Annotated in this window: 23 protein-coding genes; 10 read left to right on the forward strand and 13 right to left on the reverse strand. The window is 61.5% G+C overall.

The window, feature by feature from the left end; genetic code table 11:
- Window positions 1-18 precede the first annotated feature (18 nt).
- The 5 genes from AWB76_RS05535 to AWB76_RS05555 form a co-directional block, all read right to left on the reverse strand.
- Window positions 19-720 carry an ABC transporter ATP-binding protein gene (locus AWB76_RS05535; protein ID WP_061159128.1) on the reverse strand — a complete coding sequence of 234 codons (702 nt, stop codon included), beginning with the start codon at window positions 718-720 and terminating at the stop codon, window positions 19-21.
- Entirely contained in the window at window positions 717-1,484 is a 768-nt protein-coding gene (locus AWB76_RS05540) for an ABC transporter ATP-binding protein (RefSeq protein WP_061159129.1), read from the reverse strand. The genes AWB76_RS05535 and AWB76_RS05540 overlap by 4 nt, the downstream gene beginning before the upstream one ends.
- Window positions 1,481-2,503, reverse strand: a complete 1,023-nt coding sequence (locus AWB76_RS05545) for a branched-chain amino acid ABC transporter permease (RefSeq protein ID WP_061159130.1) — start codon at window positions 2,501-2,503, stop codon at window positions 1,481-1,483. Before AWB76_RS05545 ends, AWB76_RS05540 begins: the two co-directional genes overlap by 4 nt.
- Window positions 2,500-3,360 carry a branched-chain amino acid ABC transporter permease gene (locus AWB76_RS05550; RefSeq protein ID WP_061159131.1) on the reverse strand — a complete coding sequence of 287 codons (861 nt, stop codon included), beginning with the start codon at window positions 3,358-3,360 and terminating at the stop codon, window positions 2,500-2,502. Before AWB76_RS05550 ends, AWB76_RS05545 begins: the two co-directional genes overlap by 4 nt.
- An 84-nt stretch (window positions 3,361-3,444) precedes the next feature.
- Window positions 3,445-4,653: an ABC transporter substrate-binding protein gene (locus AWB76_RS05555; RefSeq protein WP_061159132.1), complete on the reverse strand. Its 1,209-nt coding sequence runs from the start codon at window positions 4,651-4,653 to the stop codon at window positions 3,445-3,447.
- Between the two features lie 213 nt (window positions 4,654-4,866).
- Here AWB76_RS05555 and AWB76_RS05560 point away from each other — a divergent pair, with 213 nt between their 5' ends.
- From AWB76_RS05560 to AWB76_RS05570, 3 genes are all read left to right on the forward strand, one after another.
- Entirely contained in the window at window positions 4,867-5,703 is an 837-nt protein-coding gene (locus tag AWB76_RS05560) for a FadR/GntR family transcriptional regulator (RefSeq protein ID WP_061159133.1), read from the forward strand.
- Between the two features lie 171 nt (window positions 5,704-5,874).
- Window positions 5,875-7,455, forward strand: a complete 1,581-nt coding sequence (locus tag AWB76_RS05565; RefSeq protein WP_063936303.1) for a sensor domain-containing diguanylate cyclase — start codon at window positions 5,875-5,877, stop codon at window positions 7,453-7,455.
- A gap of 78 nt (window positions 7,456-7,533) precedes the next feature.
- Window positions 7,534-8,178 carry a LysE family translocator gene (locus AWB76_RS05570; RefSeq protein WP_061159134.1) on the forward strand — a complete coding sequence of 215 codons (645 nt, stop codon included), beginning with the start codon at window positions 7,534-7,536 and terminating at the stop codon, window positions 8,176-8,178.
- A gap of 120 nt (window positions 8,179-8,298) precedes the next feature.
- Here AWB76_RS05570 and AWB76_RS05575 read toward each other — a convergent pair whose 3' ends face one another.
- Window positions 8,299-8,493: a hypothetical protein gene (locus AWB76_RS05575; RefSeq protein WP_061159135.1), complete on the reverse strand. Its 195-nt coding sequence runs from the start codon at window positions 8,491-8,493 to the stop codon at window positions 8,299-8,301.
- A 349-nt stretch (window positions 8,494-8,842) separates the two neighbouring features.
- Here AWB76_RS05575 and AWB76_RS05580 point away from each other — a divergent pair, with 349 nt between their 5' ends.
- The 7 genes from AWB76_RS05580 to AWB76_RS05610 all read left to right on the forward strand — a co-directional run bounded on the left by AWB76_RS05580 (window position 8,843) and on the right by AWB76_RS05610 (window position 16,220).
- Window positions 8,843-10,786 carry a sigma-54-dependent Fis family transcriptional regulator gene (locus tag AWB76_RS05580; RefSeq protein WP_061159414.1) on the forward strand — a complete coding sequence of 648 codons (1,944 nt, stop codon included), beginning with the start codon at window positions 8,843-8,845 and terminating at the stop codon, window positions 10,784-10,786.
- A 206-nt stretch (window positions 10,787-10,992) separates the two neighbouring features.
- Window positions 10,993-11,067, forward strand: coding sequence for a pyrroloquinoline quinone precursor peptide PqqA (pqqA, locus tag AWB76_RS05585; protein ID WP_008347847.1), 75 nt, complete (start codon window positions 10,993-10,995; stop codon window positions 11,065-11,067).
- A 63-nt stretch (window positions 11,068-11,130) separates the two neighbouring features.
- Window positions 11,131-11,412 (forward strand): pyrroloquinoline quinone biosynthesis peptide chaperone PqqD, encoded by a 282-nt coding sequence (pqqD, locus tag AWB76_RS05590; RefSeq protein ID WP_061159136.1) that lies wholly within the window; start codon window positions 11,131-11,133, stop codon window positions 11,410-11,412.
- 239 nt (window positions 11,413-11,651) lie between these two features.
- Window positions 11,652-13,391, forward strand: a complete 1,740-nt coding sequence (locus tag AWB76_RS05595) for a methanol/ethanol family PQQ-dependent dehydrogenase (protein ID WP_061159137.1) — start codon at window positions 11,652-11,654, stop codon at window positions 13,389-13,391.
- A gap of 71 nt (window positions 13,392-13,462) precedes the next feature.
- On the forward strand, window positions 13,463-14,647 hold the full coding sequence (locus tag AWB76_RS05600) for a c-type cytochrome (RefSeq protein WP_061159138.1): 1,185 nt from the start codon (window positions 13,463-13,465) through the stop codon (window positions 14,645-14,647).
- 133 nt (window positions 14,648-14,780) lie between these two features.
- The gene (locus AWB76_RS05605; protein ID WP_061159139.1) at window positions 14,781-14,966 is read left to right on the forward strand and encodes a hypothetical protein; all 186 of its coding nucleotides are present in this window, start codon (window positions 14,781-14,783) and stop codon (window positions 14,964-14,966) included.
- 204 nt (window positions 14,967-15,170) lie between these two features.
- Entirely contained in the window at window positions 15,171-16,220 is a 1,050-nt protein-coding gene (locus AWB76_RS05610) for an FUSC family protein (RefSeq protein ID WP_061159140.1), read from the forward strand.
- Here AWB76_RS05610 and AWB76_RS05615 read toward each other — a convergent pair.
- From AWB76_RS05615 to AWB76_RS05645, 7 genes are all read right to left on the reverse strand, one after another.
- On the reverse strand, window positions 16,217-17,365 hold the full coding sequence (locus AWB76_RS05615; RefSeq protein ID WP_061159141.1) for a DSD1 family PLP-dependent enzyme: 1,149 nt from the start codon (window positions 17,363-17,365) through the stop codon (window positions 16,217-16,219). The two genes, AWB76_RS05610 and AWB76_RS05615, sit on opposite strands and share 4 nt — an antisense overlap.
- Window positions 17,366-17,458: 93 nt before the next feature.
- Window positions 17,459-18,703, reverse strand: a complete 1,245-nt coding sequence (locus tag AWB76_RS05620) for a CaiB/BaiF CoA transferase family protein (RefSeq protein ID WP_061159142.1) — start codon at window positions 18,701-18,703, stop codon at window positions 17,459-17,461.
- A gap of 1 nt (window position 18,704) precedes the next feature.
- A complete protein-coding gene (locus AWB76_RS05625; protein WP_061159143.1) occupies window positions 18,705-19,514 on the reverse strand; it encodes an enoyl-CoA hydratase/isomerase family protein in 810 nt (269 codons plus the stop codon).
- A 65-nt stretch (window positions 19,515-19,579) separates the two neighbouring features.
- Complete coding sequence (locus tag AWB76_RS05630; RefSeq protein ID WP_061159144.1) at window positions 19,580-20,869, reverse strand: MFS transporter; 1,290 nt, start codon at window positions 20,867-20,869, stop codon at window positions 19,580-19,582.
- A gap of 265 nt (window positions 20,870-21,134) precedes the next feature.
- A complete protein-coding gene (locus AWB76_RS05635; RefSeq protein ID WP_061159145.1) occupies window positions 21,135-24,167 on the reverse strand; it encodes an FAD-binding and (Fe-S)-binding domain-containing protein in 3,033 nt (1,010 codons plus the stop codon).
- 54 nt (window positions 24,168-24,221) lie between these two features.
- On the reverse strand, window positions 24,222-24,986 hold the full coding sequence (locus AWB76_RS05640) for a 2-keto-4-pentenoate hydratase (protein ID WP_061159146.1): 765 nt from the start codon (window positions 24,984-24,986) through the stop codon (window positions 24,222-24,224).
- Window positions 24,983-26,203, reverse strand: a complete 1,221-nt coding sequence (locus AWB76_RS05645) for a pyridoxal-phosphate-dependent aminotransferase family protein (protein ID WP_061159147.1) — start codon at window positions 26,201-26,203, stop codon at window positions 24,983-24,985. The genes AWB76_RS05640 and AWB76_RS05645 overlap by 4 nt, the downstream gene beginning before the upstream one ends.
- Between the last annotated feature and the right edge of the window lie 44 nt (window positions 26,204-26,247).

Raw genomic sequence — 26,247 nt, forward strand, 5'->3', positions numbered from 1 at the left:
GTGTTGCTGATATGACATTCAGACGACGCCGACGCCGAGATAGCGATCCTTGATCGATTCATCGGCGATAAACGCATCGTTCGCGCCTTCGTACACGATACGCCCTTGCTCGATGATGTAATGGCGATCGGCGAGTTGCGTGCACACTTCGAGATTCTGTTCGACGAGCAGAATCGCGACGCCCGCCTGCCGAATGAGCTTCAATTGCGCAACGATTTCCTCGACAATAACCGGCGCAAGCCCTTCCACCGGTTCATCGAGCATCAGCAAACGCGGATGATTCATCAACGCGCGGCCGATCGCGAGCATCTGCTGTTCGCCACCGGAAAGTTGTCCGCCACCGTTCGTGCGCCGCTCCTTGAGCCGCGGAAAGATGCGATAGATATCCGCGAGCTGCCACGGCGAATCCTTGCGCGCACCGAGTCGCAAGTTCTCTTCGACGGACAGGAGCTTGAATATCCCGCGATGCTCCGGCACGAAGCACACGCCGCGCGAAGCAATCTTATGCGGCGGCATTTTTGCGAGCTCGACGCCCTTGAACTTCACGCTGCCGCGCCGAGGCGTAACCACACCCGCAATACTTTTGAGCGTGGTCGATTTACCCGCGCCGTTGCGACCGAGCAGCGTGATCGTCTCGCTCTCGCCTATCTTGAGCGACACGCCCTGAAGAATATGACTCTTTCCGTAATAACCGTGAATGTTATCGACATCGAGCATCATGCGCGTCCTCCGGTGATCATGTTGCCGAGATAGGCGCTGCGAACGCGCTCGTCACCGCGAATATCGGCAGGCTTGCCTTCGACGAGCACACGGCCTTGCTGCATGACCGTGATCGTGTCGGAGATGTCCATCACGATATCCATGTTGTGCTCGATCAGCACGACCGTGTAGTCATCGCGCAAGCTGCGGATCAGATGCTTCATGTCGTCGAGATCGTCGATGCCCATGCCCGAGGTCGGCTCGTCGAGAAAGATCGCCTTGGGCCGCGCGGCCAGCGCCATGCCCACTTCAAGCCGCCGCTGCTGACCATGCGATAACGCGCTCGCCTGCGCTGACGCCAGGCGTTGCAGCGCAAGACGTTCGAGAATGCCATCGACGGTATCGCGATGTTCGAGCGCGCCACGCGGCGGCGTCCATGCGTTGAGGGCGCGCTTCGAATCCACGCCTTGCGCAGCGAGCCGAAGGTTCTCGCGCACCGATAGATTCGCGAAGAGGCTCGTCACCTGAAACGAACGCGCGATACCGCGCTTCACGCGACGATGATCCGGCTCTTGCGTAACGTCATGACCGTCGAACACGATATTGCCCGCGGTGATCGGCACCGTCCCTGTCAGCACGTGAAAGAGCGTGGTCTTGCCTGCGCCGTTCGGCCCGATCACGGAATGCACCGTGTTCCTGGCGATGCGCAGATTTACATCGGTTAGTGCCGCGAACTTGCCGTAGCGCTTCGCGACGCCCTTCGCTTCCAGTATCGGCGCGCTCATGCCGGCTCTCCTCGGTCGCGCTTCATCGCGCGCCAGATGCGTTCACCCAGTCCCCACAAACCGCGCTGCATAAAGAGGCTCACCGCGATCAGCACGAGGCCCAGCAACAGAAGCCAGCGCGGCCAGAGCGTCGAAAGCCAGTCGGCGAAGAGCACATAGAACGCCGCACCGAGCACCGACGAAAAGAGATTGCCCGTGCCGCCGATGACCGTCATGACGAGGATCATCTCGCTCGTGTGATAGTCGATGTTCGATAGCGGCGCGATACCCGTCATCATCGCGTGCAATGCGCCGGCAAGGCCCGTGACCGCACCCGATACGACGAATGCCGCGAGCTTGAAACGCTTGACGTCGTAGCCGACGGCAGCGGCGCGTGCTTCGTTGTCGCGAATCGCGAGCAGTGTGCGGCCGAAGACCGAATGCGAGACCCGCAGCATGAGCCAGAACGCGATCAGGAACAACACCGCGACGAACGCGTAATACTGCCAGGGCGATGCGATCGTGACGAGCGAGCGCCCGAAGATCGACAACGCCGGCCGCGGGATATCGAGCAGGCCGTTATCGCCGCCCGTGAGATCGGGCGTGGTGTAGGCGAGAAAGTAGAACATCTGCCCGAACGCGAGCGTGAGCATCACAAAGTACGCACCGCGCTGACGGATCGAGAACCATCCGACGACGGCCGCCGCGATCGCGCCCGCGATGATCGCACCCAGCAATGCAGCAGGCACCTGAAGCCCCGACTTCGTGAGGATCAAACCCGCGCTATAACTTCCGAGGCCAAAGAAGATGCCTTGCCCGAAGGACAGCAGTCCGGTATGCCCGAGCAACAGATTGCAGCCGAGTGCGGCGAGCGCATAGACAAGCACTTCGGTTGCAAGGGAGCCGGAACGTATCGTCATCGGCAGAATGCAGACGACGACGACCGCCAGCAGCAAAAAGCGATAACGATGCAGCGAATGCCTGAGGGATCGTCTTGGCAGGCCCATGTCCAATGTCTTCGAATCCAGTTTGGAATTCATGCGGTCCTCCCGAGCAATCCATTCGGACGCAGCAGCAAAACCGCAGCCATCGCCACATAAATCATCAGACGCGCGCCTTCGGGCCACAACGTGCTCATCACGCTCTGCACGATGCCGACGAGCAATCCACCGACGAGCGCGCCGAGAAAATTCCCCATGCCGCCCACGACCACGACGACGAACGCAACGCCGAGCGCTTCGATGCCCATGAACGGATCCACCCCACGTATCGGCGCGGCAAGCACGCCAGCAAGCGCCGCCGTACCCGCACCGAGCGCAAAAACGAGACTGAAGATGCGCGTGACGTTGATGCCGAGAAGCGACACCATCTCGCTCGATTCACTGCCCGCACGCACCGCGCTGCCGAGCCGCGTGCCTTCGAGAATCCACCAGAGAATTCCTGCAAGCACTGCCGTGAATGCGATCACGAAAAGACGGTATTTCGGGTAGATGAAACTGCCCCACATTACGACGCCATTGAGCACGTCGGGCACCGGAACGTTATCGCCGAGCGGTCCCCACGCGATGATCGCGCATTCCTGAATCACGAGTGCGAGACCGACCGTCGCGAGAATATGAAACTCGTGCTGCTGGGCATAGACATGTCGCAACACGATCTTCTCGACGATCCATGCGACGACGCCGACAACAATCGGCACGACGACGAGCGCGCTCCAAAAGCTCATCGACCATTGCATCGCCTGGTAGCAGAAATACGCCCCCAGCAGATAGAATGCGCCGTGCGCGAAGTTCACGAAGCGAAGCAATCCGAACACGATGGACAAGCCGACCGCGAGCAGAAAATACAGCATGCCCACGCCGATGCCGTTCACGACCTGCAACAGATAAACGTTCATGGCCTTGCATCAGAAAGGTGGCGCCGTGAATGCGGGATTCGCCCGCATTCGCATGAGAACAACGTGAGTCAGAGCTTCACGCGATCAGGCGAGTTTGCACTGCGTCTTATCGAGCGGCAGGAACGATTGGCCCGAACTCACGATGTCGGCGTAATCGTCCTTGTCCTTCATCTTGCTCTTGGGCTTACCCTTGAGAAGATAGTAGTTTTTCAATACCTGATGATCGCCCGCGCGAATTTCCTCGGGTCCGGTGAGGCCCGAGTACTTCATGCCTTGCAGCGCCGCGACAACTTTATTCGGATCGGCCGTGCCGGCTTTTACGATGCCATCGAGCAGAATCTTCGTGCAGATGTAAGATCCCGCAAGGCTATAGTTCGGGTTCGCCTTATAAACTGCGTTCACGCGTTTGACGAGATCGTGATTGAGCGGCGTATCGATTGCATGCCAGTATTGCGCGCCGAAATACACGCCCTCGCAGATATCCGGTCCGAGTGCTTCGAATTGCTCAAGACCCGACGCCCACGCCATCAGAATCGTGCAGTTGTTCTTCATACCGAAGCTCACGGCCTGACGCAGCGTATCCGACGATTGCGAGCCGAAGTTGAGGATGAGAAGAACGTCCGGCTTCGCGGCAACCGCATTCGTCAGATAACCGCTGAATTCCTTTTCATTGAGCGAGTGATAGCTATTGCCCACATGCTCGATACCTTTCTCTTTGAAGATGTTCTTCGCCGCGGATAACAATCCGTCACCGAAGACGTATTGCGGCGTGATCGTGTACCAGCGCTTCGCATTGGGCATCGATTGAATCAGCGGTCGAACCGTTTGCTCGATCGCGCCAAAAGTCGGCACCGACCAGCGAAACGTCGCGCTGTTGCAGTCCTTGCCGGTGAGTTCGTCGGCGCCTGCCGTCGTGATGAAGATGCCGCCGGCCTTCTCGGCCTCCTTGCCCATCGCGAGCGCTTCAGAAGAAAGAATGCCGCCGGCGAAATAGCGCGCATTCTTCTGTTGTGCGATTTCCTGCACGCGCCGCACGGCGGTTGCGGGTTTTCCCTCGGTATCGAGCGTCGTATAGGCGAGTGGTTGGCCGAGCACCTTTCCGTATTGATCGATCGCCAGCTTCATGCCGAGATCGGCGTACTTGCCATTGGCCGCGAACGGACCGGACATCGGCACCGGACACGCGAACTGGATCGGCGAGCCCTGCGCGAAGGCGCTTCTAGTAACGAGCGCTTCGAACGATCCGGGAATGGCCGACAGCGCGGCCAGCTTCAACATGTTTCGGCGATTCAAAATTGACGCTCCTTGAGAAGATGACCTGCGCAGCCGCACCGCATTTTTTTCGTGGTAGGTTCGAGCCTCGGCTCGGTTCATTCTATTTATCATGATAAATAGAATGAACCTGATGCTAGGAACAATAAATTCGGGTGTCAATAAGGCAATATTCCAGTCTGCGATTTCGCGTTGCACGCGCGTACAAAGTGGACAAAGACAGGGAGCATCGACATGGTGATGGAGCACGCAAAGCGCGCCGGGCCGGCGATCGAGATCGCGCAGCAGGCGATCAAGCAGCCGAAGCGCGCAGACCTGGTGGCGGAAGAGATCAAGCGGCTGATCACGGAAAAGAATTTGAAGCCCGGAGACAAACTGCCGCGCGAAGTCGAATTGCAGCAGCTCTTTTCAGTGAGCAAGAGCACGATACGCGAGGCGCTCAAGTCGCTCGAAGTGCAAGGCCTCATCAAGGTGACGACGGGACCGTCGGGCGGCGGCACGATCGTCGAAGTGCCACTCGATCGGACCTTGCAGCTCTTGCAGAACTATCTGTTCTTCAAGGATGTGACCATCGACGATATCTATACCGTGCGTCAGTTGCTGGAGCCCGAACTCGCGGCGGGCGCGGTGCCGCATCTCACCGATGAAGACTTCACGGCACTCGAAGCGAACATTGCGTGTTGCGACGAAACCGCCGCGACGCACGCGAATCGCGATATCGTGCGGCAACGACAGGAAGACGTGAACTTCCACGATATTCTCGCCGCGGCGAACCCCAATCCGTTTCTGCGCTTCACGTGCGAGTTGATCAACGAGATGATCCGGCAACTGATCGAGTTCAGGAACGATACGCCGCAAGCAGAGCATGAGCGCTTCGGACGCGCGAATGTGAAGATTCACAAGGCGATCACCGAAGCGGCACGGGCCCGGGACGCGGGCAGGGTACGTGAACTGATGGTCGTTCACATGACCGAGGCGCCGCGCTATGTGAAGCGCATGAAGGGCAAGTTGCGCGGGCGGCTCATTCTCGATTCGGAGATCCGTAAGCGCATGGGCTCGCGTGGCGCTTGATTCGCTAACGCCCGTGCGAAACCGCTGCCGCGCGAGCGACTACAATCGAAGCGAATGAACGCGCAGAACCATGCATCGAATGCACGTCAGAGACAGATCAACCCATAGAACATGGAGTTTCCCGACGCAATGCGTGTCGCGCCTCAGGGCCGCGTCACGCGGAGAACGTGAATGCCCGCCAGCCTGAAGGCCGTTCGCAAGACCGGGCGCATTGTCAGCCGCCGCCTGATACGACGCAACAGCACCGCCGCGATGCGCTTCGCCGAAGCGTTTTCACGCTTTCCGGCGCTCGCCGGATTTATCGGCACCGCCATTGCCATCGCCATGGCGGTGTTGTCGTTCGCGGCGCTGTGGCAAGGGCGCGCCCAGGCGCTGCAAAACGCGCATCAGGCAGCGGACAATCTCGTCGCGACCTTGAGCGCCGATATCGCGCGCAATATCGAATCGAGCGATCTGTCATTGCGCACTATCGTCAGCGGCGTGCAAAACCCCGCGGTCATGGCGCTTTCACCCGATCTGCGCAAGCTCGTGCTCTTCGACGGCGCCACCAGTATGAACTCCGTCGGTGGCGCGTTCGTGATGAATCGAGATGGACGCATCATCGTCGAACGCGATCCTTCCGAGCATACCGAGTTGCTCTTCAACGATCGCAATTACTTCAAGGTCCACGCTGAACATCCCGACGCCGGACTCTATATCTCCGGACCTTATCTGTCGCGACTGCGCAATGGCACGGCCTCGCTCGCGATGAGCCGGCGCATTGATGCACCGGACGGCTCGTTTGCCGGCGTCGCGGTGATCGCGTTGAACATCTCGTACTTCAAGGATCTGATTTCGCGCGTGAAGGTCGGGCGGTCGGGGTCCGTGTTCATCGTGCAGCAGGACGGTGCCGTGATCGCGCGCAAGCCCGCGTTGCCTTCGGATGGAGCGGGCTACGTCGCGAAGTCGCCGACCTTCTCGGCGATGAAGGGCGCGCCCTCGGGTTCATACATCTCGCGATCTCCGCTCGACGGCGTCCGGCGTCTCTATACCTTCCAGCACGTGCCGGGCACGCAACTGATCGCGGCGGTCGCTCCCGCGGAGGATGACGTGCTCGCCGCATGGCGCGAGCGCAGCGTCGTGATCGGCACATTGACGATGGCATTCGGCGGCGGCTTCATCGTTGTCTCCTGGCTGCTCGCGATCTCGCTACGTTCGCGGGCGATCGCACAAGAAAAGCTGCAACGGCTTGCGGGTACGGATTCGCTCACCGGCCTGTGCAACCGCCGCGCACTGGACCGCCGGCTCGACGAAGAATGGCGGCGTGCCCGTCGCGCCGATCAGCCGCTGTCCGCACTGTTCGTCGACGTCGATCACTTCAAGCTCTATAACGATACCTATGGTCACGTCATGGGCGACGATGCGCTCATCGCGGTGGCCGACTGCATACAGAATGCCGCGAAACGTCCCGGCGATATCGTCGCGCGTTACGGCGGCGAAGAATTCGTGGTGGTCCTGCCGGGCGCCGCCGCGAACGGCGCACTCACCTTCGCCGAGCGTCTGCGCGCGAACGTGGAAGGACTCGCCATCCCTCACAGTGCGTCGCATAAGGGCGTGTTGACGATCAGCATCGGCATCGCCACCGCCGCGCCGCGTCATAGCGAGGACGCGCTCAAGCTTCTCAACAACGCCGACGCCGCACTCTATCTCGCCAAACGCACGGGACGTAATCGCGCGATACACGAAGACAGCGTGACCGGCGGCGGAGCCTGACGCGCGTATCATGCATCTTGAATGCAATCTGGCCTTATTCATGCCGCATTCAAGCTGCATATCCGACGGAGAAACCCGATGAGCGCATCGACCGCCGTACTCGCGATCCTGTTCTCCCTGCTGCTCGGCGCGATGATTCCGGGGCCGAGCTTCGTGATCGTGGCTCGAAATGCAATCGGCATATCGCGCGCCGATGGTCTCGCGACCGCGCTCGGCATGGGCGTGGGTGGCATCTTCTTCGGCGGCGTCGCACTCGCGGGACTCTATACGCTGCTCGTCGCGGTCGAGTGGCTCTATGTCGCGCTGAAGGTCGCGGGCGGCGTGTATCTGATCTATGTCGCATCGAAGATCTGGCGGGGCGCTACGCAGCCGATGCAGATGCCGGCCCGGGACGATGCGCCCGCACTGGCCGGTAGCGCGCGCAAGTCTTTCTGGCTCGGCCTCTCGACGCAGTTGAGCAATCCGAAGACCGCGATCTGGTACGGCAGTATCTTCGCCGCGCTCCTGCCGCAACATCCTCCGCTATGGTGCTACTTCGTGTTGCCCCCGATGGTCTTCATCATCGAGACGGGCTGGTACACCATCGTCGCGCTGGGCTTCTTCAGCAGGCGTCCGCGCGAGATGTACCTGCGCGCGCGGAAGTGGATCGACCGCATCGCGGCCAGCGTGATCGCGATGCTCGGCCTGCGTCTCGTTCTCGCGGCCGGCAAGACAGGACTTTGATTTCGCATGCAAAACGCATAACGCAAAACACCAATGCACATCTTGCATGCAGAAAACAAAATGCCGGACGCGCCTTGAAGGACGTCCGGCCTTCTTTCAGGCAGGCTCAACGCGTCCGGATCACAGCGGATGCAGTTTGCCGTCAAGTTCCATCGTCCACTTCGAGCCGTCCTTGAACGTCAGCACGCCGTTCTGAGCATCGATATGAATGGGCTTGCCGGCCGGCTCGTTCTTGTCGCCTCCGACGATACGAGACATCTCGGAAGAGGAAAGCTCCTGGGCATGTTGAAGGTCGTCGAGCTTCAGGTTCGTCATGGCATTTCTCCTTGCGGTGCGTGAGCGAGAATTTCATCTGATTCGAATCGAGCGTATGTCGGCGCTCGCCCGGTCTTTTGCATTGGATATGCCAACGTGCTGCCCTTCACGCTTCGACGCCCGCAGCGCCTTGCTCCGCTTGCCTGAAGCCTTCAGAGACACGCGATCCATCTACGCCCCTAGTCAGACCTAGGCCAACACACTCGCGCTTGCGTGTCGGCGCGGCGATGACACAGGAAACCTTTCGTTTAGCCGACGCGATCGATGGACGCGCTGATTGGCTCAGGACTTGCTTTTACCTGCGCTCAAACATCCGGCGATACGACCGGACTTGCACAAGGAGGAGACGATGCAAGACGATAACCGCGCGATCGCGGCTACCCACGATGAACGAGAAAGCGCCTGGCTGATTCCGGCGATCCGCAAGGCACACGAACGCTCGGAGACGTTCGGCCTGAACGCGTCGACGCGGCCCGACTATGACGTGCTGACCGAAGGCGAGTTACTGCTCAAGCTCGAACAGAACCGCGTGCTGTGCGCGCACGCGACGCCAGTGATGGAGACACTGCGCGAGCAGATCGTCAACACGCAAAGCATGATCGTGCTGACCGATGCGCAAGGGCTCATTCTCCATTCCACCGGCGATGACGACTTCCTCGCACGCGCCGAAAAAGTCGCGCTGAGGGCCGGCGCGAACTGGGCCGAGGAACGGCAAGGGACCAACGCCATCGGCACGGCGATCGCGGAACGGTCTCCGACCGTCGTGCACGGCGATCAGCACTATCTCGCCGCGAATCGTTTTCTCACCTGTTCCAGTGTGCCGATTCTCGATCCCTACGGCGATCTGATCGGCGTGCTCGACGTCACGGGCGATCATCGCAGCTATCATCGCCATACGATGGCGCTCGCGCGCATGTCCGTGCAGATGATCGAAAACCATCTGTTTTCCAGCGCTTTTCAGGGCATGCTTCAAATCGCATTTCACAGCCGCCCCGAATTTCTCGGCACGCTGATGGAAGGCATCATGGCGTTCACCTGCGATGGGCGCTTTCTCTCCGCCAATCGCAGCGCGCAATTTCAGTTCGGCCTGCCGCTTTCGGCGCTGCGCGCGCATACGCTGTCGTCGCTCTTCGGACTCACGAGCGCGCAACTGATCGATCGTTCGCATGCGAGCCGCGCGCCGCATATTCCACTCGATCTCAACAACGGCGCCGTCGTGTGCGCCCGCGTGCGCCTGAACCGCGCTCCGTTCGCCGAAGTGGCATCCACGTCCGTCGCCATAAAGTCCGCGCCGCGCACATCGGCTGCGATGAACGCTTCGTCGAAACTCGCATCGCTGGACACGGGCGATCCGCGCGTGGCTGCGGTCATCGGCAAGGTACGAAAGGTCATCGGCAAAGACATACCGATACTCATCACGGGCGAAACGGGCACCGGCAAGGAACTGCTTGCGCAGGCCATACACAGCGATTCGCCGCGTCGCGCCGGGCCATTCGTCGCAGTGAACTGTGCATCGATACCGGAGAACCTGATCGAATCGGAACTTTTCGGTTATGAAGAAGGCGCGTTCACGGGCGCGAGACGCAAGGGCGCGGCGGGCAAGCTGCTGCAGGCCAACGGCGGCACGCTCTTTCTCGACGAAATCGGCGACATGCCCTATCCGCTGCAAGTGCGCCTCTTGCGCGTACTGCAGGAACGCGTCGTCGATCCGCTCGGCTCCAGCAAGTCGATACCGGTCGATGTAGCCATCATCTGCGCGACGCATCGCAACTTGCGCGAGATGATCGAGCAGAACCGCTTTCGCGAGGACTTGTACTATCGCCTGAACGGGCTCGTCGTCAAGCTGCCGCCTTTACGCGAGCGCACCGACCTTGCCGCGGTGATCACGAAGATGCTGCACGCGGTGAGCGCCGATGAAGCATGCGGCATGCGCCTGTCCATCGATGATGAAGTCATGACGCTCTTCGAGCATTACGCGTGGCCCGGCAACTTCCGTCAACTGTGCAATCTGCTGCGTACCGCCGCGGCAATGGTGGACGACGATGGCTGCATTCGTCGGGAGCATTTACCGGACGACTTCTTCGATGAACCTCGCGTTGCTAAGCAAGGCATGTCTGAAGCATGCGCTTCATCGGCGCTCGCTTCGGGGCGCTTGCAGGAAGTCACGGCATCCGTGATCGCGGCGGCGCTCGCGCGGCATCGCGGCAATGTTTCCGCTGCGGCGCGTGCGCTGGGCGTTTCTCGCAACACGATCTATCGCAAGATGCCCGCTTGTTCACCGATGGAGCAATGAGTTGTTCAATGCGGTGTTCCACTTCGAAACACCCCTGTCACGAAGAAGAACAGCGCGGTCACGATGACGCGCGTCATCGAAATGGAACTGAAAGCCGCGCAGCGTGCACATGCACTGTCTTTCATCGAAGGCATGGTCTTTGCATTTTCGACGTCCGATTGCGAAACGGTTCGCGATCCAACTCGAACATCATCAAGGAGATGAACATGCAATGGACGACGCCTGCCTTCACCGATCTGCGCTTCGGCTTCGAGATCACGATGTATATCGCAACGCGCTGATGCTTCGATGATCGCAACGCCCGGGTTGCTTCCAACCCGGGCCTGCGCCCTTCTCTTTCGCACATGAATTCTACGACCGCGCATGCGGGCGCATCCACGCGCCCGCGCTTGCGTGCGCCATTGAAGCTGCACTGGCATGCGGACATGCGCTCTTGCGAGATCGAGCATGCGCACGGCAGCGTCGAACTGAACCGAAGCGCAGGCGAGATACTCGCGCGCTGCGATGGCACGCGCGAGCTCGACGACATCATCGGCGAACTCGAAACGTCGTTCGACATTCGAGGTCTCGCTGCGGACGTCTATCGCTTCATCGACAAAGCACGCCGTCTCGGCTGGCTCGACTGATTCGCGTTGTCACATCAGGCAACACGTCGAACGTTCCACTGCTCCACGATGCAACACCCATGCATGAGCGCCTCATCGCACTTGCATGCAGGCCCTCACGCTCGATAGCCGCATGCAGCAAGCCATTCGCGCGCATCGGACATCAATGGCACATGACTTGCCTTGATGACGCTGCAACCGTTTCGCACCGCTATCGAGATTCAAAAGGACGTTGCACCGACAATACCCAGGAGACAACGATGAAGATTCGCTTCAGTCCGGCCATGCGCATCGCCGCCCTTGCAGCAGGCGCCGTTGCTGCATTCAACGTAGCGCAGCATCAGGCCATCGCAGCAAGCGGCACGCCGGCGCAGTATCCGGATGTCAGCTATGAACGTCTCGCGAGCGCGCAAGACGATCCGGGCTGGCTCACGTATTACCGCACGTACAACGGTCACGGGCACTCGCCGCTCAAGCAGATCGACACGAACAACGTGAAGAACCTGAAGCAGGCATGGAGCTATAAGTTTCCGAAGGACTTGCAGCAAGGCTTCGAGGCGACGCCCATCGTCAACGGACGCTTTCTCTTCGTGACGACGCCGAAGGACAACGTCTATGCATTCGATGCAGCCACGGGCAAGCAGCTCTGGAAATACGAACCGAATCTCGATGCTCGTTCGTTCAAGACCGCGTGTTGCGATGTCGTCAATCGCGGCGTCGCGCTGTACGGCAAGAACGTCTATGTCGCGATGCTGAGCGGCGAAGTGGCCGCGCTCGATGCGCAAACGGGCGCGCTCGTGTGGAAGAAGGCCATGTTCGATCCGGGCGTCGGCTACGCATTCTCGCTTGCGCCACTCGCGCTCGATGGTGCGCTCGTCGTCGGCAGTTCGGGCGGCGAATACGGCGCGCGCGGCTTCATCGCGGCACTCGATCCCAACGATGGCAACGTGCTGTGGAAACGCTATACAGTGCCCGGCGCGAAGGAACCCGGCGGCAACACATGGCCCGACGGCATGCAGGAACACGGCGGCGCGCCCGCATGGCTCACGGGCACGTATGACGCGGCCAGCAAGACACTCTATTGGGGCGTCGGCAATCCGGGACCGTGGCTCGCCGATCTTCGCCCGGGCGACAATCTCTATTCCGACTCGCTGCTCGCGCTCGATCCGAAGACCGGCGATCTCAAGTGGCACTATCAATACACGACGCATGACACGTGGGACTACGACGGCGTCAACACGCCGGTGCTCGCGAACATCAAGTATCAGGGCAAGGACTACGACGCCATCATTCATGCGGACCGCAATGGCTTTTTCCATGCGATCGACCGCAGCAACGGCAAGCTGATCTATGCGCGGCCCTTCGTCACTGCCACCTCGGTCACGGGCTATTCCGACGATGGCAAGCCCATCCAGGACGCAGCCAAGTATCCGAAGACAGGCACGACCATCGAAACATGTCCGAGCTTCCTCGGCGGCAAGAACTGGTGGTCCGTGTCATACGATCCGCAGACGCATCTCGCGATCGTGCCCGCTCTGCATGCGTGCATGTCTCTCTCGGGCAAGTCGGTGAACTACATGGAAGGTCTGCCGTATCTCGGCGAAGGCTTCGAGATCAAGCCGGAACCGAACAGCAAGGGCTATGGCGAATTGCAGGCCATCGATGTCGATACCGGCAAGAAAGTATGGAGCCACTGGAGCAAGCTGCCCTGGAATGGCGGCGTCGCGACGACGGCGGGCGGACTCGCATTCAGCGGCTCGCTCGATGGTCATCTCTACGCGTTCGACGAAAAGACCGGCAAGGTCTTGTGGCAGAGCCCGAAACTCGCGAGCGGCATCATCGCGCAGCCCTCGGTGTATGAGATCGACGGCAAGGAATATGTTGCCATTCTCGCGGGCTATGGCGGAGCGAATCCGATCTGGGGCGGACCGATGGCGAAGGCCGCGGACAAGGTGCCGCGCGGCGGCACGCTCTATGTCTTCGCGCTCAATCGCACCTGACCCATCTGACCGAACCGCAAGCGTGCATCGCCGCGCTTGCGGTCTTCATCGACATCACCGGACGCTTCGACATGAATCATTCCTTCAACTTCATTCGGGCAGCGGGCATGCTGGCCGCATGCATCGCACTCGCACCCTCCGCTTCCGATGCGGCCGTGAAGATCTGCACGTTTCCCGGCAGCCCGTCGGCGGCGCTGGATCGCAGCGTCGCACAAGCCGCGTTCACGCGCGCCAATATCGCGGCGACAGTCGTATCGCACGGTATCGGCGAAGGCGATGACGACGGCGTGTCGCTTCACGAGCTCGACAAGACCCTCGCACGCGATTGCGATGTGATCGCGGGCTTTCCGCGCTCCACCGTCGCCGATGCATCCGGCGGCAAGATGCAGTTCTCGCGCGGTTATCTGCGCGCGGGCTATGTCAGCATCGAAGCACCCGGCGCCGAACTGAACGATGCCGCGAAGCGCACGGTCGCCGCAACATACGCGAGTCCCGCGCAACTGATCGCCGTGCAACAGCACGACGTGACGCTCGATCTGGAGAACACATCGGCATCGACGGTCGATGCCGTGGCGAACGGACGCGCACAACGCGCAATCGTGTGGTATCCCGCTGTCGTCGCTTATCGCATGGCGCATCCGGAACGCAGATTCTCGATCGCGACCGCGGATTCCCCCTACGCGGACTGGCATCTCGCAATCGCGTTCGGCGAAAGAAGTGCCGCGTTGCGGCCACGCATCGACGACGCGCTCACGTCGATGAACAACGACGGCCGTCTGCAAGCACTGACGAAGCAATGGGCATTGCCCGCGCAGCGCGTATCGTCGTCGATGCACTCGGGCATCATGCTCGCGGATATGAACGCAACGCGCATGGGCCGCGTCATCAAGGTCGCGAATGAAGAAGGCGTCGAGCCTCCAACCTTCGAGCAAGCACAAACGACGCATGGCAAGACGCTTTATTCGAGCTCGTGCGCGAAGTGCCACGGCGCGCAGTTGCAAGGTGTGACGGCACCCGCGTTGCAAGGTCCTGCGTTCGCGCCGCCGTCGAATTCGCATCTCACGGTCGGCGGCATCTTCACCTACATGGCGACGAACATGCCCGCCGATCGTCCCGGCAAGATGAAAGATCAGGACTATGCGGACATCATGGCCTTTCTGCTCATGTCGAACGGCTACAAGCCAGGCGGCGCGAAGATGACCGCCGACAGCGCGCGCGCATCGAAACTTCCGCTCAACGCCGGGCCTGCCCGATAAGCTCACCATGCAAACGCCGGCCGCGCGTCTTTCAATACATCACACTGTGACATATAATTGAATTGTCGCGCGAGCGGATCGAGCGGCGCAATGTGCAAGTTAGCCGGTTCCGAGCCGGCGGGAGGCCAGCGTCGTGCTTATCAATAACGATTTCGAAATCGGCTATCTTGTCGTGGTTTTCGCTTTGCTCGGCGTCATCCTGGTTGGCGCGCTGCTCACGGCGCTGCATCTGGATCGCTGGCATCCGAAGCTCATCAGCGCAGCCATCGGGGCGCTACTCGGGCTTGCGCTGATCGAAGCGGTGCCGATACTGACCTGACGACACACCCTGACGTTTCGTCGAGACTTCGGTTCGTCGCGACGCAAGGGCGGCAGCATGCTTGGCAATCGGGCATGTTTGCCGCCTTGTTTCCTTTCTCCCCTCTTTCCGCTGCGCGCCGTGCGCATTGGCATAATGCAGCACGGGGCGCGTGCGTGCGTCCTCTCTTCGCGCCTGTTCCGTTTCGCCACCGACCGAGACCGCATGACTGCGATTGCCCGCACTTCATACCGTGTGCGCGCCTTCTTCGGCGCGCCTGAAGCACGCCGCCTCCTTCGCACGCTGATGAGCTGCGCGATCAGCTACGCCGCCGCTCGACTCGCCGCGCTGCCCGAAGGATATTGGGCGCTCATCACGACCCTCGTCATCGTGACGCAACCGAGCCTTACGCAGGCCGTCGATATCGCACGCGATCAGATCATCGGCGCATTCATCGGCGCAGTGGCGGGCGTGCTCGGCATCGTCGCGATGGAGCGCGGCGCGCCGCCGCTCGCCGTCTTCTCGGTCGCGCTCGTGCCGCTTGCCGCGTTGAGCGCAAAGCGGCCCGCGTTCAGGCTCGCATGCGTGACGCTCGTCATCGTCGTGCTGATACCCGCTGGACCGGGCTCCCCTTTCGAGCGGCCCATGCATCGCGTGCTGGAGATCCTGATCGGCGCGGCATCGTCGTTTGTCGTGTCGGCGCTTTGGCCCAATCGCGCGCTCACGTCGGCACATCGCTGCGTCGCCGATTCCTTGACGAGTCTGGGTCAGTTGATTGGTTTGTATCTGTCGGGAGAAAAGGACGAAGCCCTCGCGACGCGCCTGGAAACGCAAAGCACCGATGCGCAAAAAGCCTTCGACGACGCTTTGAAGGAAGCCGAACGTGAACACATCATCGTGCTCGTGCAGAATCATCGCTCGGATGCCATCGACAAGGCCGCGCCTTTTCTGCGGCGCTTGCATAGCGATGCGCTTTTTCTCGCGAAAGCGGTGTCACGCCTCGATCGCGAAACCTGCGCGGCGCGGCTGGGCACGACGGGTCGCGAACTACAGGCATTGTTCGAGACCCTCGCGAGCGTGCTCGCATCGAATCGTCAGGACGATGCGAAACTCGCGCGCGCACGCTCTGCGATGAACGAACTCAAGAGCATGCTCGCAACACAGGAAGCGACGCACGGCGCGCAGGAAGTGGCGCAATTCGTGATCGGTCTGATCGTCGCGGATCTCGATGCGTTGATCGGCACGATCTATCCGTCGAAGGAACAATCGGTCTAGCGTGAGAGACCGCGTGCATCGATCGGCCATATATCGGTCACGCGATCGCCTCGATAGCACACGTATTCGTCGTAGAGATTCACAGTCGGATCGCAATGGCCCGGCGGCAGTAGCAAACGCTTGCCGACGAGATCTGCAAAGTCGCCTTCGCTATCGCGCTGCGCTTGCAACATGCCGTGCTCGTCGTTCGCGGAGATATAGGTCAGCGCGGGCCCGGCGCTCGCATCGAGCCAGTTTGCGCAGCGCGGCAAGCCGGAATCCACGGCAAGTCCTTTCAGGCCGACATCGCATACGGCCATGCCAGGCCGCGTCGCGCTCATGACCGTCGACAGCACGAAAAGGCTGTGACGCCAGCGCATTTCGCCGCCCCAGCCGATGCCGCCATAGTCTCCATCCATGAACAGATATGAGCCGGGCTGCAGTTCGGTGAACACGCCGCTCGCGGCATCGAACTCGACTGTGCCCGTGCCGCCGCCCGTCACGACGCCGCAACGAACGCCACGCACATCGAGCGCGCGCACATAGTGTGCGGCGATATCGGCGGCGCGGTGTGCTTCGAGCTTGCGTGCGGTCCAGTCCGCGACGTGCTGAATGCCGCCGTGATACGCCTGCAGTCCTGCGAAGCGCAGTGCGCTCCGGGCCGCAATACCGTCGACGAGCGCGAGCAGCGCATCTTCGCTCGTTACGCCGCAGCGATGTTGCCCGGCATCGACTTCCGGCAGCACGTCGATGGTGACGCCCGCACGCGCCGCTGCGTCGCCGAGTGCCTGCACTTGCGGCAACGCATCCACGCATACCGAAAGACGCACGTGCGATGCGAGTTCGACGGCCATCGCGAGTTTGTCCGCGCCAACGAATTCGTTGCTGACATGGATGCTCTCGATGCCCGCCGCCGCGAACGGATAAGCCTCCGACAGCTTCTGACAGCACACGCCGACCGCACCCGCCCCGATCTGACGTTTCGCGATCTCGCTGGACTTGTGCGCCTTCGCATGCGGGCGCAACGCGACGCCATGACGTGCCGCAAATGCTGCCATCGCGGCGAGGTTGGCGTCGAAAGCGTCGAGATCGATCGTGAGGGATGGCGTGGCGACCGATGCGAGCGAGTCGCCCACGCGGGCGGCGGGTGGAGGTGCGAGCGTCATGGCGGGCCGTGTCGATAAAGTTGGATCAGGCATCGATCATAGCGCTGCATTCTGCATGATGAATGCATAAAACCATTCGCTCGCGCTTTGCACTCATGCCGGGACGTCCGTTTCCAGAATCGCGCCTTCGTCCTTGAGCGCCTGGATGCGGGCCTCGTCGAAGCCGTATTCCTCCAGCACTTCGCCGGTGTGCTGCCCGAGCAGCGGCGCAGGACGCGAAGCCTTCGTGCATCCCTCGGAGAAGTGGATCGGCAAGCCGATGCCGCGCATCGGGCCTGCGAGCGGATGCGCCGTTTCGACGATCATCCCGCGCGCGATCGCCTGTTCATGCGAGGACGCTTCCGGCACGCTCAGCACCGCGCCGCTCGGCAAGCCGATCCGGTCGAACGAAGCGAGCCATTCGTCTGTCGTGCGTTCGACGAGACGCCTGGTCAGTATCTCGACGAGCGCGTCGCGATGCTTCAGGCGACCCGCATTGGTCTGGAAGCGCTCATCATCCGCGAGACCCGGAATGTTCAACACGCCGACGAGACGCTCGTAGTTGCTCTGATTCGCCGCGCCGATGTTGACCCAGCCATCTTGCGTGCGAAATGCCTGATACGGTGCGCTCGTCGGATTGGCCGAGCCGGCTTTCGGCAACACGGTGCCATCCGCGAAGTAATTGGCGAAGGCCCAGTACATTTGCTGCAGGCCGGCTTCGAAGAGCGACGTGTCGACCATCTGCCCGAGTCCCGTTGCCTGCTTTCTCGCATAGGCCGCGCTGATGCCCAGCGCCGCCAGAATGCCGGCATTGATATCGGTGACGGGCGAGCCCGCCTTGATCGGTGCCTGCCCCGGCTCGCCGGTCATGCTCATCAGACCGCTCAACCCTTGGGCGATGAGATCGAAGCCGCCCTTGTCGGCCATCGGTCCGCTTCTGCCATAGCCCGATATCGCGCAATAGATGAGACCCGGGTTCACCGTCTTGAGCGCTTCGTAGCCCATGCCGAGCTTTTCCATCGTGCCGCGCCGATAGTTCTCCGTCACGACATCCGCGCTCGCCAGCATTTTTCGCAGCACTTCCTTGCCGCCGTCCGTCTTCAGATTGAGCGCGATGCCGCGCTTGTTGCGGTTCACGATCATGAACGACGCGGATTCGCCGCTCGGCAGAATAGGCGCGAAACGGCGGCAATCGTCGCCATTGGGGATCTTCTCGACCTTGATGACGTCGGCGCCCATGTCCGCGAGCATCATGCCGCAGATCGGTCCCGACATGATGTGCGCGAGCTCGATCACGCGCATGCCTTCAAGCGGTCCCGCACCAGCCGTTGCCGCCGCCGCAGCGTTAGTGTCTGACATGTCAACGTCCCTTGAATTGCGGTTTGATCTTGTCGAGGAAGGCCTGATAGCCGGCGCGGAAGTCGTCGGTGCCGAAGCACGCGAAGCCTTCGTCCCGCTCTTCGGCTGTGAGCGGTGCAGGGTCCATCACACGGCGCACGAACTGCTTGTGCCAGCGTGCGACGAGCGGCGCGCCATCCGCAATGCGCCGCGCGGTTTCGTATGCATGCGCCGTCACTTCCCCATCTGCGACGACGCGCGTGACCAGCCCTTTCGCCAACGCTTCCTTCGCGTCGAAGATGCGGCCTTCGAGAAGAATCTCGAGCGCAACGGCGGGCCCCGCCAGACGCACGAGCCCTTCCATTTCCGCATGCGCCATCACGAGGCCGAGATTCTTGATGGGCACGCCGAAGCGGCTCGACTCGCCGCAAATGCGCAGATCGCACATTGCCGCAATTTCGAGGCCGCCGCCGACGCAGATGCCATGAATCATCGCGACGATCGGATGTCGGCACTCGCGTAATGCATGCAAAGTGCGATGCATGATCGCGCCATATGCGCGCGCCTGCTCGACATTCGAGCGGTCCGTGCGAAATTCCCCGATGTCGTTGCCCGGCGAGAACGCCTTGTCGCCCGCGCCGCGCAATACGATGCAGCGCAGCGTGTCGTCGCCGGACAGCGTCTCGATAGTCTCTCCGAGCGAGCGCCACAAGTGTTTCGTCATCGCGTTGAGCTTCTCGGGCCGGTCGATCACGACCGTCGCGACATCGCCGTCGCGCTCGATCAGGATGGATGGTTCCGCCACATCGCCTCCGTGAATTGAATGCTGCATGCTGAATGCGTTATTCGATTCGGTTCAATGCATTCAAAATGCATTGAACCGCTGCGTCCGCCGGATCACACGAATTTGCGCGCGTCCGCCGGGTCTTTCGTTTCCTCGTCGACTTCGAGCGCGCGATCCGGGCGCATCGTGAACGAGAGGATGATGCCGACGGCCATCAGGATCATCGAAACGGTGAACGGCAGGTTCCAGTTGCCCGTCCGGTCGATCAGCCAGCCGCCGACGACCGGGCTGATGATCGCCGCCAGCGCCGAACCGGAATTCATGATGCCGGCCGCGGTGCCCGAATGCTTCGGCGCGATATCCATCGGCACGGACCACATCGGACCGATCGTCATCTCGTTGAAGAAGAAGCCGCCTGAGAGACACACAGCCGCGAGCGTGATGGAGATGTCGGAAACCAGCATGATCGGCGCGAGCGACAGCAGCGTCAGCAACATGCACACGCCGACCATCACGTTGCGTGCAAGGCGAACGTTGCCGCTCTTTCTGAGGATGCGGTCAGTAAGCGAACCGCCGAGCCAGTCGCCGAGCACGCCCGCGAAGAACACACCCGACGCGAACAGTGCCGACTTGCCGAGCTGCATGTGATAGCTATGCAGGAAGTACTGCGGAATCCAGCCGAGAAAGAGCCACAGCACCCAGCCATAGCAGAAGTACACAGCCGTCACGGGCGCCATGCGGCCGAGCAGCGTGCGCCACGGCACCGGGGTGCGTTGCTTCACGCCCGAATAGGTCGCGAGCGTCGCGCATTCGCTTTCCGTGATGCCCGGATGATCGCGCGGGTTATCGCGGAAGTAGAAGACCCACGCCAGCGCCCACAGAAAGCTGATGATCCCGGTAATGATGAACGCGCCACGCCAGCTCGTCGCGACCATCAGCCAGACGATCAGCGGCGGGGCCACTGCATTGCCGATTCGTGATGCTGCATGCGTAATGCCTTGTGCAAAACCGCGCTGATCGGCGGGCATCCAGTTGGACATTGCGCGCGTCGCGGTCGGGAAGGTCGCGCCTTCGCCGAGGCCGAGCAGCACGCGCGCCACGATCAACGACACGAAGCCGCCTGCGAGACCGGTCAGCACAGTGGCGCCCGCCCAGATGATGGCGCATAGCGCTAGCGTGCGGCGCGGCCCGAAGCGGTCGCCCACCCATCCGCCGATGATCTGAAACACGAGATACGGATACGCGAATGCGGAAAACACGAAGCCGACCTGCGTGTGCGAGAGGCCCAGTTCCGCGCCGAACTGGGCCGCCGCCGTACTGACATTGACCCGGTCGATATAGGTGATGAAATACATCGCGCATAGCAGCAGCAGAACGCGCGTGGTGGCTCGACGGAACATCATCGTCTCCTTGTTGGCCGCGTGCGTGCATCGACGCGCCCGAATGTCGGGCGGCGACCGATATCACGGCATGCGGAACTTCACGTGAATACGTCGGATGAGGATTGCGGCTCGATATGAGCCTGCGTGTTTGAGCCTGTCTATTGCGTTCTGCGGCGCAGCTTGCGTATGCGTGGTTTGCGCGGTGATGTCATCGTTCGTCTCCTGGTCGCGGCTCGTTCGTGTCCGCTGTTTTGCTTCGGTGAATGAAACTCTCGTCTTGCTGTCGTCAATCCTTTGCGTCGAGGGCCATCGCGAGCACGCGCGCGACATGCAGCGCCTCTCTTTGCGCGCCATCCGCGATCTGATGACGGCAACTCGTGCCGTCCGCCACGATCAGCGCATCGCTTGCGGCACGCACTTCAGGGAGCAAGGACATCTCCGCCATCGCCTGCGATGCGTCGTAATGCTCCGCTTCATAACCGAAGCTGCCCGCCATGCCGCAGCATGACGATTCGATCGTCTTCACATCGAGCCCTGGAATCCAGCCGAGTACCTCTTCGATGGGACGCACGGCATCGAATGCCTTTTGATGGCAATGGCCATGCAATAGCGCTTTCGGCCGATCCAATGTTTTCAGCTTCAATTGCAATCGCCCCGCCGCGTCTTCTCGCACGAGAAATTCTTCGAACAAGAACGATGCTTGCGACAGCTTGCGCGCGGCATCGCCATAGCCATAACCGAGGAACTCATCGCGTAACGAAAGCAGGCACGAAGGTTCGAGACCCAGGATCGCGACGCCGCGCTCGACATACGGCATGAGCGCATCGAGTGCACGGCGCGCTTCGGTCTTCGCTTCATCGACGAGACCCGCTGATAGAAACGTGCGTCCGCAACACAGCGGTCGTTCGCCCGCCTTCACGTTCAGATGGACCGCGTAGCCCGCCGCTTCGAGTACCCGTTTTGCAGCGCGCGCATTCTCGGGCTCCATATAGTTGTTGAACGTGTCGACGAACAGCAGAACTTCCTTGGTCGCAGAAGCAATTGGTTGCACCGAAGCATCCGCGAGAAACGATCTCGTGAAGCACGGGAATGCTCGTTGCGGTGCGAGGCCGAGCTTGGACTTGAGCCAGCGCGCAACGCGCGGCATATTGGTTTCGAATGCGTTCGACAGCGCGGGCATACGGCTCGCATATGGCGCGTAGCGCGGCAGAAACGCGATCAGCCGCTCACGCAAACGCACACCATGACGTTCTGTCCATGCGGCACGCGCCTCGATCTTGATGCGCGCCATGTCGACGCCCGTCGGGCAATCGCGCTTGCATCCCTTGCACGACACGCACAGATCGAGCACGTCCTTCACATCCTGACTCGCGAGCCCGTCGTCGCCCAACTGTCCCGACAATGCGAGCCGCAATGTATTTGCGCGGCCACGCGTGAGATGCTGCTCGTCCTTCGTGATGCGATAGCTCGGGCACATCGTGCCTGCATCGAACTTGCGGCAATGGCCGTTGTTGTTGCACATCTCGACCGCTTTCGCGAGGCCGCCCGACGAATCGCCACCCGATCCCGGCGCGCCCTGCTCGCCCGTCAATGGATCACGCGTAACGTTCCAGGCGGACCAGTCGAGATGCGGCGTCAAAGCGCGCTCGCGATAGGAAGGCGGAAAGCGAAAGTTGCGCGCATCGTCCATCTTCGGCGGAGCCACGATGCGATCGGGGCTCATCCGGTTCTCGGGATCGAAGAGCTGCTTGATCTCGCGAAACGCCTCGTTGATGCGCGGTCCGTATTGCCATGCGACCCATTCGCCGCGACACAAGCCATCGCCGTGCTCACCCGAAAATGCGCCCTTGTATTCGCGCACCATCTCAGCGGCTTCCTCCGCGATCGCGCGCATCTTGACGGCCCCGTCGCGGCGCATATCAAGAATCGGCCTCACATGCAGCGTGCCGACGCTCGCATGCGCATACCACGTACCCTCGGTTTCGTGCTTCCTGAAGACCTCCGTCAATCGACTCGTGTACTCCGCGAGATGTTCGAGCGGCACCGCGCAATCTTCGATGAAGGACACCGGCTTGCCATCGCCCTTCATGCTCATCATGATGTTGAGGCCGGCCTTACGTACTTCCCACAGTGCCTTTTGCGGACCGGCATCGGGCATCTGCACGACCGATCCCGGCAAGCCCAGATCGCTCATCAACTCGACGAGTTGCGCAAGCTTTGCCAGTTGCACATCGCGATCCGTGCCCGCGAATTCGACGAGCAGGATCGCTTCCGGCTCGCCAACCAACGCCTTTTCGATGACGGACCGGAACGCGGGATTCGACATCGCGAGATCGATCATCGTGCGATCGACCAGCTCCACCGCCACCGGTCCAAGCTTCACGATGTGCTGCGTCATGTCCATCGCATCGTAGAAGCTCGGGAAGTTCACGACGCCGAGCGTCTTGTGCGAAGGCAGCGGCGCGAGCGTCAATGTCAGTTGACGGCTGAACGCGAGCGTGCCTTCAGAACCGACCAGCAGGTTCGCAAGATTCGGCTCGCCGTCGCTGCTGAAGGCGAGCGGGCTCTGACAGTCGAAGAGATCGAGGTTATAGCCCGCCACGCGCCGCAGCACCTTCGGGATGCGTTCGCGCATTTCCTGTTGCTCGCGCATCGCAATGCCGCGCACGCCGTCGACGAGATCGCGCGTGCGTACATCGGTCGTCATCGACGAGAGCTTGCCGAAACGCGTTTCGTGTCCATCGGCGAGGATCGCGTCGATTGCGTCGACGTTATGCACCATGATCCCGTATTCCATCGATCGCGAGCCGCACGAGTTGTTGCCGGCCATCCCGCCGATCGTACACTGCGCGCTCGTCGATACGTCGACCGGAAACCAGAGACCATGCGGCTTGAGCCACGCATTCAGATGATCGAGCACGACGCCCGGCTCGACCGTCACCGTGCGCGCCTCCTTGTCGAAATGAACGATGTTGTTGAGCCACTTCGTCGTGTCGATGACGAGCGCCTCGCCCACCGTCTGCCCGCATTGGCTCGTGCCCGCGCCGCGTGCAAGCACGCTCGCATGGCTGTCGCGAGCGATCTGCAACGCGAGGCGCAAGTCGTCCTGATCCTTCGGCACGACGACGCCGAGCGGCATGATCTGGTAGATCGATGCATCGGTGGCATAGCGCCCGCGCGATGCGCGATCGAACAACACGTCGCCCTTCAACTCGCGTTGCAGTCGCGACTGCAGCGGCGTCGGCGTGGACGCAGCACGCGCTGAAGCGGGCATCAGATGGATCGGCTTGACGAGCCGGTCGGTGGGGGAATTGAGCATCGTCGCTGTCGGTGAGTGCCAGGTCCGTGTGCGGTATCTGACCTTATGAATGCGTTATGCGAAATGCATTTCGACGGCAGGCAAGCCTTCGATGGTGCCCACCGCCGTGCCCAATGCAGCAGGAAAGGCGATGCCGGTGTATGAACCCGCCGTCAGCACGGTCCCGCGTTCGACCGCGAGCCCGCGTGACACGCTGTGATTCACCGTCCATGCGAGCAGCCTCCGTGGATCGCCCGCCGGATTCGCCGGAACGCCCTCGAAGAGCGGCGCACCATCGAAGGTGAACGTCATCGCGGGCGATACGAACGGAAACGCCGTGTCGTAAGGCACGCCCTCGCCCACGATCAACGCGCCGTGATTCTGCAAGTCGGCGAGCTGCCACGGCTTCTCGACGTCGGGCCACGCGGCGAAGCGGCTCGCCACCACTTCGATGGCCGCATGCACCGACTCGATTGCGGCGATCACGTCTTCATCGCTGTATGGCCCGCTGTTCGCGTCGAAGCGCCGGCCGAGCCGGAACGCTACTTCGAGTTCGAGACCGGCCTTGCCGAACGACTGCATCGAAAGACGCGCGCCGGTTTTATGCATGCCATCGGCGGGAAGAGGTGCGCCGTGGATCGGGCCGACGTGCGTCTTGGCGCCCACCTTCCATCCGCCGATATCCGCGTTCAGCGCGCGTAGCGTCGCTTCCTGCGCGGCGTAGGCATCGTCGGCATCTGCCGGGCGCGTGTCTTCGGGCAATACGTCGAGCTTCGCGCGATGCCCGCGCGCCTCGACGAACAACAGTGCGAGCGCGTCGACGTCGAAACCGGCGCTCATGCGGCCGCCTTCAGCGCGGGCTTTGCGACGTGGCTCGTGAGATAGTCCATCGCCGCCGCGACACCACTGCCCCGCAACGCGATGCCCGACAGCTTCAGTCCCATCTCGCAACCCGTGAGCGCGGCCATCAGCGTGAGATCGTTGCAATCGCCGAGATGACCGATGCGGAACATGCGGCCCTTCACCTTGCCGAGGCCCGTGCCGAGCGACATGTCGAAATGTTCGTAGATGAGCTTGCGCACCGCATCGGCATCGACGCCTTCGGGCGTCATCACGCCCGTCAGTACCGCCGAATACACGGCGGGATCGGCGCATTGAATCTCGAGTCCCCATGCGGTGACCGCCGCGCGACATGCGGCCGCGAGCCGTTGATGACGCGCGAACACGTTGTCGAGCCCTTCGCCCAGAATCATGTCCAGCGCCTCCGAGAGACCGTAGAGCAGGTTCGTGTTCGGCGTGTAAGGCCAGTAACCCTGCTTGTTCATCTCGATGATGTCGGTCCAGTCCCAGAATGCGCGCGGCAGCGTAGCGCGTTTCGATGCCTCGCGCGCCTTCTCCGATACCGCGTTGAAGCTGATCCCCGGCGGCAGCATCAGTCCTTTCTGCGAGCCGGAAACGGTTACGTCCACGCCCCATTCGTCGTGGCGATAATCAGCCGACGCGAGGCCCGAAATCGTATCGACCATCAGCAGCGCGGGATGCTTCGCGGCGTCGATCGCGCGTCGCACGGCGGCGATATCCGAGGTCACGCCTGTCGAAGTCTCGTTATGAACGACGCACACGGCCTTGATCACGTGTTGCGTGTCTTCACGCAGGCGTTTTTCGATCATGTCGGCCTGCACGCCGCGCCGCCAGCCTTCGATGCCGGGCAACCCGAGAAACTCCGGCTTCAGCCCGAGGCTCTCCGCCATCTTCTTCCACAGCGTCGCGAAGTGGCCCGTCTCGTACATCAACACCGTGTCGCCGGGACTCAGCGTGTTGCACAACGCCGCCTCCCACGCACCCGTACCGGACGCCGGATAAATGACCACTGGCTGGCTCGTCTTGAAGATTTTCTTGATCCCGTCGAGCACGTTGAGACCCAGCGCGCCGAACTCCGGCCCACGATGATCGATGGTCGGATAGCTCATTGCCCGCAGGATGCGATCGGGCACGGGACTCGGCCCCGGGATCTGCAGGAAGTGACGGCCAGCGGGATGGGAATCGAGCTTCAACATGGGTCGGCGTCCTCTGAAAATGTAATTTTGCATGCAAAATACAA

This window comes from Caballeronia temeraria, assembly GCF_001544795.2.
Lineage (GTDB): Bacteria > Pseudomonadota > Gammaproteobacteria > Burkholderiales > Burkholderiaceae > Caballeronia > Caballeronia temeraria.

Bases quoted from the DNA above. Each gene is read 5' to 3' on its own strand.
- AWB76_RS05535 (WP_061159128.1), bottom strand. From the start codon at position 720: ATGATGCTCGATGTCGATAACATTCACGGTTATTACGGAAAGAGTCAT.
- AWB76_RS05540 (WP_061159129.1), bottom strand. From the start codon at position 1,484: ATGAGCGCGCCGATACTGGAAGCGAAGGGCGTCGCGAAGCGCTACGGC.
- AWB76_RS05545 (WP_061159130.1), bottom strand. From the start codon at position 2,503: ATGAATTCCAAACTGGATTCGAAGACATTGGACATGGGCCTGCCAAGA.
- AWB76_RS05550 (WP_061159131.1), bottom strand. From the start codon at position 3,360: ATGAACGTTTATCTGTTGCAGGTCGTGAACGGCATCGGCGTGGGCATG.
- AWB76_RS05560 (WP_061159133.1), top strand. From the start codon at position 4,867: ATGGTGATGGAGCACGCAAAGCGCGCCGGGCCGGCGATCGAGATCGCG.
- AWB76_RS05565 (WP_063936303.1), top strand. From the start codon at position 5,875: ATGCCCGCCAGCCTGAAGGCCGTTCGCAAGACCGGGCGCATTGTCAGC.
- AWB76_RS05570 (WP_061159134.1), top strand. From the start codon at position 7,534: ATGAGCGCATCGACCGCCGTACTCGCGATCCTGTTCTCCCTGCTGCTC.
- AWB76_RS05575 (WP_061159135.1), bottom strand. From the start codon at position 8,493: ATGACGAACCTGAAGCTCGACGACCTTCAACATGCCCAGGAGCTTTCC.
- AWB76_RS05580 (WP_061159414.1), top strand. From the start codon at position 8,843: ATGCAAGACGATAACCGCGCGATCGCGGCTACCCACGATGAACGAGAA.
- pqqD (WP_061159136.1), top strand. From the start codon at position 11,131: ATGAATTCTACGACCGCGCATGCGGGCGCATCCACGCGCCCGCGCTTG.
- AWB76_RS05595 (WP_061159137.1), top strand. From the start codon at position 11,652: ATGAAGATTCGCTTCAGTCCGGCCATGCGCATCGCCGCCCTTGCAGCA.
- AWB76_RS05600 (WP_061159138.1), top strand. From the start codon at position 13,463: ATGAATCATTCCTTCAACTTCATTCGGGCAGCGGGCATGCTGGCCGCA.
- AWB76_RS05610 (WP_061159140.1), top strand. From the start codon at position 15,171: ATGACTGCGATTGCCCGCACTTCATACCGTGTGCGCGCCTTCTTCGGC.
- AWB76_RS05615 (WP_061159141.1), bottom strand. From the start codon at position 17,365: ATGACGCTCGCACCTCCACCCGCCGCCCGCGTGGGCGACTCGCTCGCA.
- AWB76_RS05620 (WP_061159142.1), bottom strand. From the start codon at position 18,703: ATGTCAGACACTAACGCTGCGGCGGCGGCAACGGCTGGTGCGGGACCG.
- AWB76_RS05625 (WP_061159143.1), bottom strand. From the start codon at position 19,514: ATGCAGCATTCAATTCACGGAGGCGATGTGGCGGAACCATCCATCCTG.
- AWB76_RS05630 (WP_061159144.1), bottom strand. From the start codon at position 20,869: ATGATGTTCCGTCGAGCCACCACGCGCGTTCTGCTGCTGCTATGCGCG.
- AWB76_RS05635 (WP_061159145.1), bottom strand. From the start codon at position 24,167: ATGCTCAATTCCCCCACCGACCGGCTCGTCAAGCCGATCCATCTGATG.
- AWB76_RS05640 (WP_061159146.1), bottom strand. From the start codon at position 24,986: ATGAGCGCCGGTTTCGACGTCGACGCGCTCGCACTGTTGTTCGTCGAG.
- AWB76_RS05645 (WP_061159147.1), bottom strand. From the start codon at position 26,203: ATGTTGAAGCTCGATTCCCATCCCGCTGGCCGTCACTTCCTGCAGATC.